9 protein-coding genes are annotated in these 15,599 nt (G+C 63.5%); 2 read left to right on the top strand and 7 right to left on the bottom strand.

Features of this window, described 5'->3' with window-relative positions; genetic code table 11:
* Positions 1–125: 125 nt before the first annotated feature.
* The 3 genes from folP to GCU68_RS08900 form a co-directional block, all read right to left on the bottom strand.
* A complete protein-coding gene (gene folP, locus GCU68_RS08910) occupies positions 126–2,642 on the bottom strand; it encodes a dihydropteroate synthase (protein WP_152940832.1) in 2,517 nt (838 codons plus the stop codon).
* Positions 2,643–2,730: 88 nt separating this feature from the next.
* The gene (locus GCU68_RS08905; RefSeq protein ID WP_152940831.1) at positions 2,731–3,627 is read right to left on the bottom strand and encodes a hypothetical protein; all 897 of its coding nucleotides are present in this window, start codon (positions 3,625–3,627) and stop codon (positions 2,731–2,733) included.
* A gap of 1 nt (position 3,628) precedes the next feature.
* Positions 3,629–4,417, bottom strand: a complete 789-nt coding sequence (locus tag GCU68_RS08900; protein WP_152940829.1) for an ABC transporter ATP-binding protein — start codon at positions 4,415–4,417, stop codon at positions 3,629–3,631.
* A 249-nt stretch (positions 4,418–4,666) separates the two neighbouring features.
* Here GCU68_RS08900 and GCU68_RS08895 point away from each other — a divergent pair, with 249 nt between their 5' ends.
* Entirely contained in the window at positions 4,667–6,328 is a 1,662-nt protein-coding gene (locus GCU68_RS08895) for a hypothetical protein (RefSeq protein ID WP_152940827.1), read from the top strand.
* 82 nt (positions 6,329–6,410) lie between these two features.
* Here the strand turns inward: GCU68_RS08895 and carB are convergent, their stop codons facing one another.
* Positions 6,411–9,587 (bottom strand): carbamoyl-phosphate synthase large subunit, encoded by a 3,177-nt coding sequence (gene carB, locus GCU68_RS08890; protein WP_152940825.1) that lies wholly within the window; start codon positions 9,585–9,587, stop codon positions 6,411–6,413.
* A 284-nt stretch (positions 9,588–9,871) separates the two neighbouring features.
* Between carB and GCU68_RS08885 the strand changes: the two genes are divergently transcribed.
* Entirely contained in the window at positions 9,872–11,809 is a 1,938-nt protein-coding gene (locus GCU68_RS08885) for a hybrid sensor histidine kinase/response regulator (RefSeq protein ID WP_152940823.1), read from the top strand.
* A 16-nt stretch (positions 11,810–11,825) separates the two neighbouring features.
* Here the strand turns inward: GCU68_RS08885 and GCU68_RS08880 are convergent, their stop codons facing one another.
* The 3 genes from GCU68_RS08880 to GCU68_RS08870 form a co-directional block, all read right to left on the bottom strand.
* Positions 11,826–12,362, bottom strand: a complete 537-nt coding sequence (locus tag GCU68_RS08880) for a DUF5815 family protein (protein WP_152940821.1) — start codon at positions 12,360–12,362, stop codon at positions 11,826–11,828.
* 185 nt (positions 12,363–12,547) lie between these two features.
* Positions 12,548–13,345 carry a sulfite exporter TauE/SafE family protein gene (locus GCU68_RS08875; protein ID WP_152940819.1) on the bottom strand — a complete coding sequence of 266 codons (798 nt, stop codon included), beginning with the start codon at positions 13,343–13,345 and terminating at the stop codon, positions 12,548–12,550.
* Positions 13,346–13,567: 222 nt separating this feature from the next.
* Entirely contained in the window at positions 13,568–15,517 is a 1,950-nt protein-coding gene (locus GCU68_RS08870) for a primary-amine oxidase (protein ID WP_152940817.1), read from the bottom strand.
* Positions 15,518–15,599: the final 82 nt, after the last annotated feature.

Genomic DNA, 15,599 nt, shown 5'->3' with positions numbered 1-15,599 from the left:
AAGTCAATGCACACCGCATCGCACGACGGGAGCGCGGTTCGACGCGATCGTCGGAGCGAGAACCGCGAACTGGCGAGCGGGGAACGACGTGACCCGTTCGCTGTGCGATGCGTGTGTAAATCGTTTCAGTTGTTACTATACCACTCGAAGCGATCCGGATCGCGAGCTGCCAGTGCCGTCCGGACGGCGGCGACGTTCTCGGGAACGTCGTGGACCCGAACGATGTCGGCCCCGCGGTCGGCCGCGATCGCACTCGCCGCGACGGTCGCCTCGAGTCGGTCACCAGCCTCGCGACCGACGTGCTCGAACATCGACTTGTGAGAGTGACCGATGAGCACCGGACAGCCGAGCGCGCGGAACTCGTCGGCGCGGCCGAGCAGTTCAAAGCTTTCGCGGGCGGATTTGCCGAAGCCGATACCGGGGTCGACGACGATCTTCTCGCGGTCGACGCCGGCTTTCTCGGCGAGCAGGATTCGTTCGGCGAGGTGGTCGATCGTGTCCTCGACGACGTCGTCGTACGCGACGTTGCGATCCGGGACGACGATCGAGTCGATACTGTGCATCACGACGAGTCCCGCGTCGTGCTCGGCGACGACGAAGCGCATCTCGGGGTCTTCGAGACCCGAGACGTCGTTGACGATGTCGGCACCAGCCTCGAGGGCGGCCTCGGCGACGGCGGCTTTGCGGGTGTCGATCGAGATGTGGACGTCGAGGTCTGCGATCCGTTCGATGACGGGCGTGACGCGGTCGATCTCGTCCTCGACCGGGACGGGGTCGGCACCGGGGCGGGTCGACTCGCCGCCGACGTCGATCACGTCGACGCCAGCCTCAACCATCGCCTTGGCGCGGGCGACGGCGTCCTCGAGCGCGTCGTACTCGCCGCCGTCGTGGAAGCTGTCGGGCGTGACGTTGAGAATGCCCATCACGGCGGTGCGGTCGTCCCACGGGTACTGTGGCTGTGGCCCGGTTGTGTCGGCTGCCGGCTCTGACGCGCTCGAGTCCAGTGCAAGAGTCTCGCGAAGGTCGCAAGCGACATCGGCCAGCCCGCGTGCGCTGGTGTCGGCCGCAGACGGCTTCGACTCGAGCGTGTCGACGAGCCGTTCGAACTGCGAGAGGGTGCCCATCAACACGGCGTCGACGGCCTCGTCGTCTTGCTCGAGGCCGGAGAGCGCACACTCGCCGCCGAGGCGCAACAGCTCCTGTTTGACGGTCGTCGCCTGCCGAGGGCCGAACGTCGTCTTGACCACGCGATGGACGGCGTCACCCCGAAGCCGGCGGCTGCCAGCACCGGGGACGTTCGCCATCGTGAACGTCTCGCGGGCGTCCTCGCGGTTTCGGATCCGTTTCGGGACGCCGGTACTCGTCCAGCGCGAGCGCGCTTCGGCGACGGCGAACAGTGAGCCGGTGACGAGGACGCAGTCGTCGCTGCTGGCCTCCTCGAGGGCGGTCTCGAGGGCGTCCGGGACGGCCGCGCTCGTACGAACGTCGTCGACGCCGGCCTCGGTAAACACCGTCTCGAGGACGGCAGGGTCTTCAGCGCGCTGGAGCGTTGGCTCCGTCGCGATCACCGAATCGGGCGTCGGCAGCGCGGCGGCCATCTCGCGGTGGTCCTTGTCGTGCATCGCCCCGAAGACGAGCGAAAGGTCGTCGTAGTCGTAGGTTCCGAGCGTTTCCGCGAGTCCCTCGCACGCACCGGGGTTGTGTGCGCCATCGAGGACGACGAGTGGCTCCGTGTCCATCACCTCGAATCGGCCCGGCCAGTGGGCGTTTCGCAGCCCGCGGGCCAGCTCCGCATCCGAAATATCGGTGAGCTGGCGCGCAAGCGTCGCTGCGATGCCCGCGTTCTCGGCCTGATGCGTACCCAGGAGGGGAATCCGCGTCTCGAGGAACCAGTCGTCGGTCTCGACCGTGACGGCCGCCTCAGTGTGGTTGACCCGGCCGTCGTAGCTGACTTGGACGTCCGTAGGCGGCGCGTCCGACCCGGCTGTCCGTGAGCCGACGGTGACGACATCCCCGGCCACGTCTCGGATCGCCTCGAGCGCGTCGCCTTTGACGCCGGTGACGAGCGGCCTGTCGGCAGGGGCGACGTGGGCTTTGTCGTGGGCGATTTCGGCCTCCGTGTCGCCGAGAATCCCTGTGTGTTCTAACGTGACGCTCGTCACGGCGCTTGCGACTGGATCGACGACGCTGGTCGCGTCGTACTTCCCGCCGATTCCGACCTCGAGGACGGCGACGTCGACGTCCTCGCGACCGAAGTGCCAGATCGCCATCGCCGTCATCGTCTCGAAGAAGGTGGGCGAATCGCCGTCGGCACCGCGGCCCGTGATGTACTCGCGGGCGGCCTCGACGTACTCACAGACCGCCGACCGTGGGATCTTCCGGCCGTCAACGCGAACCCGTTCGCGCAGATCCTCGAGATGTGGCGAGGTGTAAAGTCCGACTGAAAGCCCAGCTTCGCGGAGGCTCTGCTCGAGCATTCGCGCCGTGCTCCCTTTCCCGTTCGACCCCGCGATCTGGACGAATTCGACGTCCTCGTGGGGATTCTCGAGGTGGGCGAGCAGCCGCGATGTCGACTCCGTCCCCGGTTTCGGGCGGAACCGCCGCAGATCGAATAAAAAGTCCGCGGCCTCGTGATACTCCATATCTGATGCAGAGAGTCCGCGCGCTTAGGGGTGTCGGACTCACCGCTGGTCGACGTCTCGACGGTGGTATGGGCGATGGACGCAGTGATTACGAACGGAGAGTGGAGACCGAACTTCGGCCGCCGAGATGGCGTTTTCTGTTGACGAGGTAGCCCACCGACAGGCACCAGAGCGCACCAAGAAAGCTGTAGCTGGCGTATCCGGGCGGGTACGATACCTCGCGAACGATTCCCAGCGAATAGACGACCACAGCGACGCCGATCGGGCCGCCAACGTATAGCCACACGCTCGGGACCCAGTTAGTCGCACGACTCCGGGGTGTGGTTGCGTCGATGAACAACCCTACGAGGGTCACGATCGAAAGCGGGACCAAAACGAACAGGCCCGCGACCATGAGGCCGACTTCGGGACCGCTGTCGGGGCGCACCCCGAGGGCGTAGTACAACACGACCGGGGCAGCGAGTACGTAGACGGCGACGACCAGCCACCACCTCGAGTCGGCGACGGCTGTTTCACCGGCAGCCGCAGGTTCTACCACCCGGTGTTCGCTGTCGACGCGCGTTCGCACCCAGTCAGCGAACGCCGCACTGGCCATCGTGACCAGCACGGAGAACCCACCGCCGAGTACGATGGCAACCGGCATGACGGCGACCGCAACGAGCGTCAGCCTCGAGGACAGCGCCCCGATCGACGAGACCGTGTTCGCGATAAAGACGAGAGCCGTCGCACTCGAGCCGACGAGGCCGGTCCAGAACCCGGCGCGGCGACTATCCGTCGGGCGGTCGTGATAGCGGGAGCCGACGAGCAACCCGACCAGTAGCAGCGGCGTCCCGGCAACGGAGCCGCCGATGACGACACCGTCGCCACTCGACACCGATCCCCACGAGAGGGCGAGCGTGAACGGAATCGAGGCGAGGCCGACGAGGATCGCAACCCGCAGCGAGTCGTCGGTCAGGCCGTCGCGAAGCGAAGACAGCCGTGACATGCTACTCCATCGACGGCTCCGCTGAATGGCCCACTTCGCCGTCGGGCGTCTCCTGAGTCACCTCGAGGAACGCGTCCTCGAGACTCCGAGCCTCGCCAGTTTCGGCGCGAGATTTCAGCGTTTCGGGGTCACCTTGCGCGACCAGTTCGCCCTCTCGGAGAACGCCGATCTCGTCGGCCAGTTCGTCGACGACGGGGAGAATGTGCGTCGAGAGGAAGATCGTCATCTCCTGATCCGCGAGCTCGGCGATCGTCTCCCGCATCGTCCGGGCCGCACGGGGATCGAGTCCGCTCGTCGGTTCGTCGAGAAACGCCACAGCGGGTTCGTGCAGGACTGCCTGGATGACGCCGACTTTCTGGCGCATCCCCTTCGAGTAGCCCTCGATCCGCCGGTTCGCATCGTCGACGAGATCGAAGCGCTCGAGCAGCGAGTCGATCCGCTCGGTCGCCTCGGCTTCGGGGAGGTCCCGCAGGCCGGCAGCGTACTCGAGTTGTTCGCGGCCGGTGAGTTCGTCGTAGATCGGCGGTTCCTCGGGGAGATAACCGATGTGGGGGGTGACGGACTCGCGGTCGGCGATCGAGTGGCCGGCGACGCGAGCCGTCCCCGATGTCGGCTTCGTCAGCGTCGTCAGCATCCGCATTGTCGTCGTCTTGCCCGCGCCGTTGGGGCCGAGAAAGCCGTAGACCGTGCCGCGCTCGACGGTCATCGTCAGCCCGGAGACAGCTGTCGTCTCCCCGTAGCGTTTTGTGAGGGCGTCGGTTTCGATCGCGGGGGCATCAGCAGGGCTCATGTTCGCGTTGTTTCGCCGCGATCTGTATAAACGTGCACATGTTTCGGCAGCGTGGCGAGTGCACGTGGACTCGAGTCGAGGCTACCTCTGCCGGAACGGACGCACGAGTGGAGATAGTTTGTATTGAGACTGTTCGCGACGACCGAATGACAGAAACCGAACTATTTATTGGATGCGGAACGCGCTCTGGAGTATGGTCCTCAACGCTAAATACAGACGTCCCACCGTCGATTCCGGTGGTGTTCGCTGATGTCGCGGGTCCCCCTCATCGTTGCCAAAACGGAGGTGCGACGAACGGTTCGGGCGGTGTCGACCGAACGAACGAAGCTGCTGTTGATGGGTGTACTCGCGGTGGTGATGCTCGGCCCGGTCACTGTCGCCGGCAGCTACCTCCTCCCACGCCTAGGCGCGGAGTTCGCTGGGGAATCCCTTCCCGTCGACGCCGCGACGATCACGGCGATCGTCACCGGTGGCGTCGCCGTCGGCTGGCTGTTTCTGGTTTTTATGGCCAGCATCCGGTCGTTTACCGCCACCGCAGCCGTCGACGAACCGGCGTTTTTGCTCGTCTCGACGCCGCTCAAAAACACCGTCATCGGCGTTATCGTCGCCGAGTTTCTGCTGTTCGCGCTGTGGGTCGTCCCGCCGACGCTGGCGCTCTCGAGTGCCTTTGCCTACGGAGCAGGGACGGTGCTCCCCGTGCCGTTCGCGTTGCTCGTCGCCACGATCGCACTGGGGAGTGCGATCCCAGTCGGGTTCGTCGTCGGTATCTGTGCCAAGCATCTGGTCACCGTCTACGAGCCGATCGCTCGCTACCGAACGATCCTGTTCGTCGGCTTCTGGGTGCTGTACTTCGGTGCGCTCGCGACCGGCCGGTTCGATCTGGTCATGAGTCGGCTGTTTACCCTCCTGCAGGACAGCCCCCTGGGCTGGCCCGGTCACCTCCTCTTGGCCGGGATTCCGAACGTCTCCGCCTCGAATCCGCTCGTCCTCGGTTCGATCGTCGGCACGATCGTCATCAGTACGGCCGCCGTCGCTGTCGGGATCGCTGCCGCGCGAATTCACTGGTTTTCCGATCCGGCACGGTTCGAGGACGCTGCAGAGCCAACGGCGACCGAGTCGTCGAATCGGCTCGCGAACGTTCTCTCCCGCGGGCTCTCGCGGCCGGTCCGAACAGTGACGGTGACCGCGATTCGCCGAACCAGGCGCGCGCCGATCCGGCTGGCGTACGTCGGCTACCCGCTGTTCGGCGCGATCGGGTTCGTTCAGGGAATCATCCAGAGCGGAACGGTCCCCGAACACGTCGCCGTGATCCTCTCGCTGTACGTCGTCTGGGCCGCCGGCGCGCTGTTCACGCTGAACCCCCTCGGCGACCTCGGCCGGGCGCTGCCCGCCGTTATCACCTCGACGCTCACCGGCCGTCAGGCCATCACCGGACTGGTGATCGCCGGAACGGTCGTCGCCGCCCCGATCGCTGGGCTCGTTTCGCTCGTGTTGGGCACCGTCAGCCCGCTCTCGCTCGAGCAAACCGCCGTGCTGGTCGGCGGGACGGTCGTCGGCACCGCCGTGACGCCAGCGCTGGCGACCGGGATCGGCACGGCAGCGCCCCGTTTTGGCAGCGTCAAGGTCACGAACAACCGCGAGGCGGTGATGCCGAGCAAGACCGCCTTCATCCTCTACTCGGTCGCGATCATTCTGCCGACGGCCGCCGCGGTCATCCTCTACACCGACTCCGCCGCGCTGCTCGCCGAGTTGATTGCGGCGATCTCCGCGATAGCACCCGTCCCTGACATCTCTGTTTCGGCCCGCGGGCTCACGCTCACCGCCTGGACAGTCTTGGGGATCGGCGTGCTCGCACCCATAGTGTCGTACTTCTACGCCATCGAACGGTTCGACTGGTACACGCTCGAGTGAGGCGAGGCGCACTGATCGTGGCTGTGTGCGCTCGAATCAGTGTTCGAAAAAGAATCGATTCAACCCGCAGGGAGCCGAGTCGTTACTCCGACTTGCCCCACTTCGAGGCCTGCTTCGGACGATCCGTCACGGAGGCGACCTCGAGGTCGCCGTCGAACTCGTCGAGCGCTTCGACATAGGCCTCGGCACTCGCTACCGTCGACAGGTACGGAATTTCCTCTTCGACGGCCATCTCGAGGGAGTCGCGATCGCGGCTGACGACGAAGTCGACCTTGTTCTCACGGATCGCCTGTGGTACGTCGTCGAACTCCGCGACGTCGAAGTGGTTCTCGAAGCCGTCGACGTCGAGATCGACCACGGCAGTACCCTCGCTGACGGCGTTTCCAGCCGCCTGCTGGGACTTCCAGTAGGCCGTGCCGAACTCGCTTGCGGTGCCCATCACTTCGCCGGTGGACTTCATCTCTGGGCCGAGACGTGGGTCCGATCCCGGCAGACGGTCGAACGGCAGGACGACCTCTTTGATCGAGGTGTGGTCGGGGATCTGCTCGTCGACGTCGAGACTCGCGAGCGTCTCGCCGGCCATGACCTGTGCGGCGAGTTTGGCGATCGGGACGCCAGTCGCCTTCGAGACGAACGGGACGGTACGCGAGGAGCGCGGGTTGGCCTCGAGGACGTACACCTCGCCGTCTTTGACGGCCAACTGGACGTTCATCAGGCCCTTCGTCTTGAGCGCCTCGGCGATGTCTTCGGTGACCTCGCGAACGCGCTCTAAGGTCTCCTCGTCGAGCGAGCGCGGCGGGATCATACACGCGGAGTCGCCGGAGTGGACGCCGGCGGTCTCGACGTGTTCCATGATGCCGCCGATGAGGATCGTGCGACCGTCCGAGACGGCGTCGACGTCGAGTTCGACCGCATCCTCGAGGAAGTCGTCGACGAGGATCGGCTTGTCCGGGCTGACGCGGACGGCCTCCTCGATGTAGGTCTCGAGTTCCTCGTCGCTGTAGACGACGTCCATCGCGCGCCCGCCGAGGACGTAGGACGGGCGGACGAGGACGGGGTAGCCGATATCGTGGGCGAGCTCGAGCGCTTCCTCCTTCGAGACTGCCGTGCCACCCTCGGGCTGGGCGATGCCCAGTTCGTCCATGAGCGCGTTGAAGCGGTCGCGGTCCTCGGCGAGGTCCATCGCCTCGACGGAGGTTCCCATGACCTCACAGTTGAGGTCGCGGCGGTCGATCTCGTCTTGGAGCGGTTCGCCGATGTTGACGGAGGTCTGGCCGCCGAACTGGACCATCACGCCGTCGGCGTCGATGGCTTCGGCGACGTCGGCGACCTCCTCGGCCGTGATCGGCTCGAAGAACAGCCCGTCGGAGGTGTCGTAGTCCGTCGAGACAGTTTCGGGATTGTTGTTGACGACGTGGGCGTCGATTCCGAGTTCGCGCAGGGCACGAACCGCGTGAACCGAACAGTAGTCGAACTCGACTCCCTGTCCGATACGGATCGGGCCGCCGCCGACGACGATCACGCTCTCGATGTCGCGGTCGACCTCGAGCTCGCCCGAAGCGGCGTCGCCGACGAGCGGGCCGGCCTCGAACTCGTTTTTGCGTGCGGAGTAGTAGTACGGCGTCTCGGCCTTGAACTCGCCCGCGCAGGTGTCGACCTGTTTGTAGGTGCGCCCGGGGACGTCCTGTTCGACGGTGTCAACGTCGGTGCCCGCGGCGGCAGCGATGGTGGTGTTGGTGTGGCCGGCGATCGCGGCCTCGGTGAAGTCGCCCTCTTGGGCAGCACGCGTCGAGTCCGCGATGTTCTTGTAGCGTTCGGTGTACCACTCGAAGATACCCGTCAGGTCGACGACTTCATCGACCGTGTAGCCGCGTTCGAAGGCCTCGAACATGGCATACGGGCGATCCGGCGTCGGCGTCGCGAGGTAGTCGGCCTCGAGTTCGTCGTCGGAGACCTCGTCCCAGTCGACGTCGGGTTCGTACTCCGAGGAGCGAAGGGCTTTGAGCAGGGATTCCTCGAAGGTGCGGCCGATCGCCATCGCCTCGCCGGTCGACTTCATCGCCGTGGTCAGTTCGAAGTCGACGTCGTCGAACTTGTCCTTGGGCCATCGTGGGACCTTGGTAACCACGTAGTCGATCGCCGGCTCGAACGCGGCCGTCGTCTCGCCGGTGATCTCGTTTTCGATCTCGTGGAGGCGCTTTCCGAGAGCGACCTTCGCGGTGACACGCGCGATCGGATACCCGGTCGCCTTCGAGGCGAGCGCGGAGGAACGGGAGACGCGCGGGTTGACTTCGACGACGCGGTACTCGCCGCCCGGCGTGCCGTCGTCGCGCCAGGCGAACTGGATGTTACAGCCGCCCTGAATACCGAGTTCGCGGATGACGTCGAGCGCCGCGGTGCGCATCTCCTGGTGACCCTCGTCGGGGACGATCTGGGAGGGTGTGACGACCGTCGACTCCCCGGTGTGGATTCCCATCGGGTCGATGTTCTCCATGTTGCAGATGATGATACAGGAGTCGTCGGCATCGCGCATGACCTCGTACTCGTACTCGACCCAGCCGGCGATCGACTCGGTGATGAGCACCTCGCTGTTGCGCGAGAGACGCAGGCCCTTACGGACGCGCTCTAAGAGTTCGTCGAACTCGTGGACGACGCCCGAGCCGGAGCCACCCAGCGTGTACGTGGTGCGGGCGATGACCGGCAGGCCACCGACCTCGTCGACGGCGTCCTGAACGCGCTCCGTGAGGTCCTCCTCGGTCAGCTCCGAGACGGACTCGTCCTCGTCGAGCGAGATCGTCGTCGACTGCGGTACGGGCTGACCGATCTTCTCCATGCGCTGGCGGAAGAGGTCGCGGTCTTCGGTCGCGTAGATCGTCTCGAGCGGCGTGCCCATGATCTCGACGTCGTACTCCTCCAAGACGCCCTCCTCGGCGAGTTCGGCGGTGACGTTCAGTCCAGTCTGGCCGCCGAGGCCGGCGATAACGCCGTCGGGGTTTTCTTTGCGGATGATTTCGGCGATAGCGTCAGTCGTGATCGGTTCGATGTAGACCTCGTCCGCCATCTCCGGATCGGTCATGATCGTCGCGGGGTTCGAGTTGACGAGGACGACGCGGGCGCCTTCCTCCTGAAGCGCCCGGCAGGCCTGTGCACCGGAGTAGTCGAACTCGGCTGCCTGCCCGATCTGGATCGGTCCGCTACCGATCAACAGAATCGTGCGTCCGTCCCCTGTGTCGCCCTCGCTCTGCTGGTCCGTGCTCATTTGCTTGTTCATCCGAAGTTCGTACATCGTAATAAGCCCCACGATACAGTACGAATCTCGAAATGGCTTTTCGAAATTCGAACTGCAGTCGCGCGCACTTCCGAGCGCGGCCGCTCAGCGCTCTCAGCCATCCGCTCATCCATCGTACAGCGAGGAACACGCGGGAGGTGGACTCCGAACGCAACCGCCTCGAGCACGTGCTCGTTCCGATAGGACTATGATGGCATCCCTTGTCAATCCGCTCGGACCCAACCTATATCTCCGTACTGGAGAGTGATGTATGCATGAACACGCCGGGCGGATCATCGCGCGAGAACGCCCAGTCGAACTGCATCCACATCTTATACGTGGGTGCCGATCCGGAAGCCACAGCCCTAGCAGCGACGAATCTCGAGCGCGAACGTGATCGTTTCGAGACAGTCACGGCTCTCTCCGTACCAAACGGACTCGAAATCCTCGCGAATCAGTCGACCGACTGTATCGTCTCGGCGTACGAGATTCCCGAAATGAATGGCCTCGAGTTTTTACAACGCGTCCGCGAGCGAGACGCCGAACTCCCGTTTATCCTGTTTCCGAAAAACGGGTCCGAAGCACTCGCCAGCGACGCCATCGCCTCAGGTGTCACGGACTACGTCCAGCGAGGCGAGGAGACAGAGCAGTATCCCGTGTTGGCAAACCGGATCGTCAACGCCGTCGAAACGATGCGATCGCGTCGACAACGAAAACGACAGTTTCAGGCGATCGAGACCGCACAAGAGGGGATCAGTCTCCTCGATGACGAAGGGCGATTCACCTACGTCAACCAGTCGTATGCCAACTGTTTCGGGTACGACCCCGACGACTTGATCGGCAACCACTGGGAGATCCTGTACGAGGACGACGAGGCCACGTACGTCACCGAGGAACTGCTCCCGATGGTGATGGAGACGGGCGGCTGGCACGGCGAGTCGGTCTGTGTCAGTTCGAATGGGGAACAAATCATCGTCGATCACACACTTTCGCGGACCGAACACGACGATCTCATCTGTACCGTTCGCGATATCACCGACCGAAAGAAGCGCGAGCGCGAACTCGAGCGCTACGAGACGATCCTCGAGGCGATCCCCGACGAGGTGTACGTCCTGGACGCCGACGGCGTCTTCACGAACGTGATCCCACCGACCGACGCGGACCTGACGACGATGGGGTACGAACCCGGCGAACTGATCGGTGAACACGTCTCGCTCGTTCTCGACGACGAGGACATCGCCACGGGCGAGCGGGAGATTCGACGCCTGTTGAAACGTGACGACCACGAGAAGGCCTCGTTCGAACTGGATCTCCACACCAAAGACGGAGACCAGTTCCCGAACGAAAACCACATCGCGTTGCTCCCGCGCGACGAGGACGGCACGTTTCGGGGGACCGTCGGCGTCCTCCGTGATATCACGGAGCGCAAGGCGCGCGAGCGTAAACTGAAACGGCAGAACGACCGTCTCGAGTCGTTCGCGAGTATCGTCTCCCACGACCTTCGAAACCCGCTGAACGTGGCACAGGGCAAACTCGAGTTAGCCCGCGAGCAGACCGACAACGAGCACCTCGGGGCGGTTGCAGCGGCCCACGAGCGCATGCAGGGTCTGATCGAAGACATTCTGATGGTCGCCCGCGAAGACCGGCCGGTCACCGATCCCGAACCGATCGCCCTCGCAACGGCCGCACGAACGTGTTGGGACCACGTCGAGACCGGCAACGCGCGGCTCGAGGTTACCACCGACAGCGTCGTCTATGGCGATCGATCGAGGCTCAAACGTCTCCTCGAGAACCTGGTCCGAAACAGTGTCGAGCATGGCTCGACACGCCCTGACTCGCACGCTCGTCAGAACGGCGTCGAGTACGGCTCGGCGGGCAGTCAGCCTGTGGCCGACAGCAGCGTCGAGCGCGGCTCGACGGAGTCCGCAGGACGGTCCCGACGGGACAACAGGCCAACCGACGACACGACAGCCGTCACCGTCACGATCGGCGCACTCCCGTCCGGGTTTTACGTCGCAGACAACGGCCCGGGAATCCCACCCGACGAGCGCGATTCAGTGTTCGAAACCGGCTATTCGAGGGCCGGCGGCACCGGCTTCGGACTCGCGATCGTCGAACGGATCGCCGACGCCCACGGGTGGTCGGTGACCATCGCAGAGAGCGAGGCCGGCGGCGCGCGATTCGAGTTCCGCGGCGTCGAAAAAGACGGATGAGGGGACTCAAGACCGCTCAGAGCGCGCGGTCGTGTTCGCTCTCGAAGTCGCGCTGGCGGCGGTACTGCTCGACGAACTCGCCGACGTCGAACTCGAGCATCTGTGACTCGAAGTCGGTGATGGCAGCGTCGTCCTCGGCGTGGCTGATCGCGTGCTCCATGAGTTCGACGACGAGTTCGACGATGATCTCGTGGAGGCGTCGGGAGTCGAAGTCGGTGACCCACACCATCGCGTAGCCGACGCCGCCCTCGTTGCTGCTGTCATAAGAGACGACCTTTTCGGGAAACTCCTCTAAGACGACGCCCAACAGGTGAGGCGTGCCGAACTCGTCGAACTCGTCGTCGGTCTCGATCGTCTCTTGCAGGACGGTCACGAGTGATTCGGGGAAAAACCGAGATGGCGGGTGTACGTCGGTGACGACGGCGTGTGCGTCGCCACAACTGCAGGTGTACTCGCGCATCCCGAGGTCGATCTCGTGTGGATCGATCGTCGTCCCACAGGGTAACTCGAGCGTCCGATCACCGCCGGAACCGGGTACGCGGGGCTGTGCCATTGGCCATCGTTGGACTGGATCGGCCATAAGGGCGACGACTCGGTGTGGCGTCGGCTCCGCACGTGGCTGACACACCGATCATTGTCGCTCACGTGAGCGACCAAGACATCTCAGCAATTGGGAACGCCGGCACGGCTTTCTCGAGCGTAGTCGGTTTACGTCTCCTGATCCGAGAGTAGTGGTTGTTAGTGGTTCCCACTGCCCTGTAGCTCCGTGGGCAGATAGTGTGGTAATTCCGGATGCGGAAGATGAACGCCCAGTGCCATCAATCCGTGGGCGAAGAGCACGTATCCGAGGATAACAAATGTGACACCGAGACCGCGGTGAAGCCGAGCCATACGACGTGGTCCGAGCGAGCCGAGAGTCGTTCCGTAGAGAAAAACGGCCGGAACGGTTCCGAGACCGAAGGCGGTGAGTGCGGCGACACCGACTGCAGGAGAACCGACGGCAAAAACGTAGACGAACGTTGCGTACAGCATCGGACACGGAACCAGCCCGTGGATCAGCCCCAATCCGATGATTCCAGGGCCATCCGCGACACGAGCGAGACGGCTCGAGGCACCGTTCAAGAGACGGTTGATGGTAATCCCTGGAATCGGAAGACGATGAAGGACGCTCGTGTGTCGGCCCATGACGGCACCGATACCGTGACAGATAATGAGGAGGCCGAGAGCGACGCCGACTGTTCCACGGACTGCGTTTGTTACCGCCAGTAGCGAATCCATCGTCAGATACAGTACGCCCCCCAGCGTTCCGAACAGTCCGCCGAGCGTCGCGTAGCTCGTCGTCCGACCGAGGTTGAACAGTCCGTGGTAATACATCGCTTGTGTCGATATCGTCCCGGTCGAGCGATCGTACGTCTTCGCAGTATCGTACATCGAAACGACCGGACCACACATTCCGATACAGTGGACGCCGCCGAGAACGCCGATGCCGAAGAACAACGCGAGGTCGATACGGGCCAGCGCTGCCAGTTCGATCATCGTCGCACCTCCGGGCGAGAATGACGGGAACTGGATGGGGAGAGTATCATGCTATGATAACGGCCGAGAGACACAGTCAAGGAATTTCGTTACCACTCAGCAGTTGTCGGCGATGATGATTCGTCGAGACGCGGTCGCTGTCCGGCCGTTCAACGGACAATAGAAGTAAGCAGTCCGACAGGTACGGCGGCTGTTACTTACAGCCGACGGTCCGTGCCGTCGTCAATCGTCACCGGGGCTGGTGAGATCGTACTCGGTGTGACACGGTTCAGGCGGCAGGGAAATCGAGGGATTGCTGTCGAGGAATCCCTCGGGTTTGAGATGAAAGCTCGCAATCTCGACTGGGAGGATAGGCCAGTCCTCTGCTCGAGGCACGTGGTTGACGCCCTGGGTGTACCAGACGACGAGGTCCTCGTCGACAAGCGACCGGTCCTGTTCCGTCCACTCGGGTAACCCGGTCGTGTCGTCGTTCAGATTTGGGTAGTCTCCCGCGGCGAACCGCTCGTCGTCGTCGTACGGCGTTACCCAGAAGTGGTTCTGGATGAATCCCGAGCGTTCCATATAACTCGAGGTCGGCTTCATCGGTGCCGAGACGTTGGCGTGGGGCTCGAGCTTGTAGCCGCAGCTGCGTCCGTAGGAATTTTCGGTCTCGCTGCTGGCGATCCGCCAGTACCGGCCGCGAAGCGGGTCGATGTCCTGGCGGGCCTCGTTCTCTCGCTTTAGCAACGTCTCTTTCGCCCGGAACGCGTTCTTCCGGTTCCGTTCGCTGCCCGTTGGTTCGTTGTGGACCTCGTAGGCTCGCATCGGACTGCCGTCGATGTCGAAGTCCAGCCGGAAGTTGAAGAAGTGCTGATGGATCGGGGCTTTCACCTGCGGCGCGACGATCGCGTACTGGCCGTAGGTGTCTTCGGCGGTCTCGTCGGCCGACACGACGCCGTTTGAGTCAACGCCAGTCAAACGCACTTCGGCCTCGATGCTCCCGTCGGGGTAGAAGTACCAGTAGAACCCGTAGTCATAGTTGTACACTGTCGCAATGAAGGAGATGACGAGACGGCGACGCCGCCGGACCTCGGTGTGCGGTTTGCGCTCCTCGGTGTGTTTCCAGAGGACGCCGTCGTCTTCCTCGTGCATACAGATCGCACTCTCTAGGGTTTTGGCCTCGCCCTCGATGGTGTTCATCTCCACGTCGAAGTACTTCATAACGCCGAGACAGTCACAGCCCTCGGTGAGTTCGTTGGCCATGCGGCCGACGTGATACTCGCCGATGTCGAAGGCGTTCTTCCAAGAGTGATTTGGATCCGGATCACCGTACGGCACAGCCATTTCGCACGCAGACGCACGGTGAAGCACTTGGCGCGAGTCGTTGCCATCGTCAAATTTGATGTCGTGAAAAACGAGTCCCTCCCGAGCGGTCCAGCCGACTTGCATTTCCCAGTCGAGCCACTCGACTTTGTTGCCGTCGACGTCCCAGCTCGGACCGTCGGGCTGGACGACGTCGAGATGTTCGAAGTCGTCTCTGGTTTCGACCCTGTCGGCGCGGTAGTCGGCGTCCTCTGGTGGGAGCGGATTGTCCGGGTCGGGAACGCCGTTGTCCTCGATTTCGACAACTTCCATCTCATCGAGATCAACAAATGCGAACAATCCCTCGATCGGCCGTGCACGACCGTTGTCATTCTCGCTCGTGCGAATCCACGAAATCGCTCGGCAGAGCCGTTTGCCCTTGTGTTCCTCGGGTTCGAACCCGCTTGCCGACCAGGGGTCAACCATGACGAGGTCGAAGTTCTCCACACCGCGTTTTGCTGCGGCTTCGCGCCACTCCGGATCAGTCTTGACGACCTCGCGAGCCGCTTCGATCTCTTCGGGCATTACTGCCGGTTCGGCGTCCGGCAGATGCTCACACTCAAGGAGCGTTTTATCGGTAATCGAAACGGTCCCTTCGTACGTTTCGGTGTTTTCTCTGGCGACGATCGTCGCCTCTCGATCGAACGAGTCGCCGGGTTCGAACGTCTTGACGACGGCCTTCGACGGTTCGTCGAGCGTGATGTTGTGATACTGTATCTCGTCGCCGATGTCGGCTTCCGTCTCGAAAATTTCGGCGGCAGTTTCGATCTCTGCTGCAGTGAGGGGGTCAAGTGGGTGATCGACAGCCGTCGATTCTTGTTGTTTACTCATGGTGTAACACGCTCGGCCACTGGACGTTTGTTGTGTGACCGAACAGATAGAGTAATTTATACACGCATTCCGTAATGGCCGT

This window comes from Natronorubrum aibiense, assembly GCF_009392895.1.
GTDB classification, from domain to species: domain Archaea; phylum Halobacteriota; class Halobacteria; order Halobacteriales; family Natrialbaceae; genus Natronorubrum; species Natronorubrum aibiense.
The sequence above is the reverse complement of the archived record's forward strand: the minus strand, read 5'-3'. Positions and strand labels throughout refer to the sequence as shown.

What these genes read in the sequence shown, in the direction of transcription:
- folP (WP_152940832.1), bottom strand. Translation starts at nt 2,642, where the DNA reads ATGGAGTATCACGAGGCCGCGGACTTTTTATTCGATCTGCGGCGGTTC.
- GCU68_RS08905 (WP_152940831.1), bottom strand. Translation starts at nt 3,627, where the DNA reads ATGTCACGGCTGTCTTCGCTTCGCGACGGCCTGACCGACGACTCGCTG.
- GCU68_RS08900 (WP_152940829.1), bottom strand. Translation starts at nt 4,417, where the DNA reads ATGAGCCCTGCTGATGCCCCCGCGATCGAAACCGACGCCCTCACAAAA.
- GCU68_RS08895 (WP_152940827.1), top strand. Translation starts at nt 4,667, where the DNA reads ATGTCGCGGGTCCCCCTCATCGTTGCCAAAACGGAGGTGCGACGAACG.
- carB (WP_152940825.1), bottom strand. Translation starts at nt 9,587, where the DNA reads ATGAGCACGGACCAGCAGAGCGAGGGCGACACAGGGGACGGACGCACG.
- GCU68_RS08885 (WP_152940823.1), top strand. Translation starts at nt 9,872, where the DNA reads ATGAACACGCCGGGCGGATCATCGCGCGAGAACGCCCAGTCGAACTGC.
- GCU68_RS08880 (WP_152940821.1), bottom strand. Translation starts at nt 12,362, where the DNA reads ATGGCACAGCCCCGCGTACCCGGTTCCGGCGGTGATCGGACGCTCGAG.
- GCU68_RS08875 (WP_152940819.1), bottom strand. Translation starts at nt 13,345, where the DNA reads ATGATCGAACTGGCAGCGCTGGCCCGTATCGACCTCGCGTTGTTCTTC.
- GCU68_RS08870 (WP_152940817.1), bottom strand. Translation starts at nt 15,517, where the DNA reads ATGAGTAAACAACAAGAATCGACGGCTGTCGATCACCCACTTGACCCC.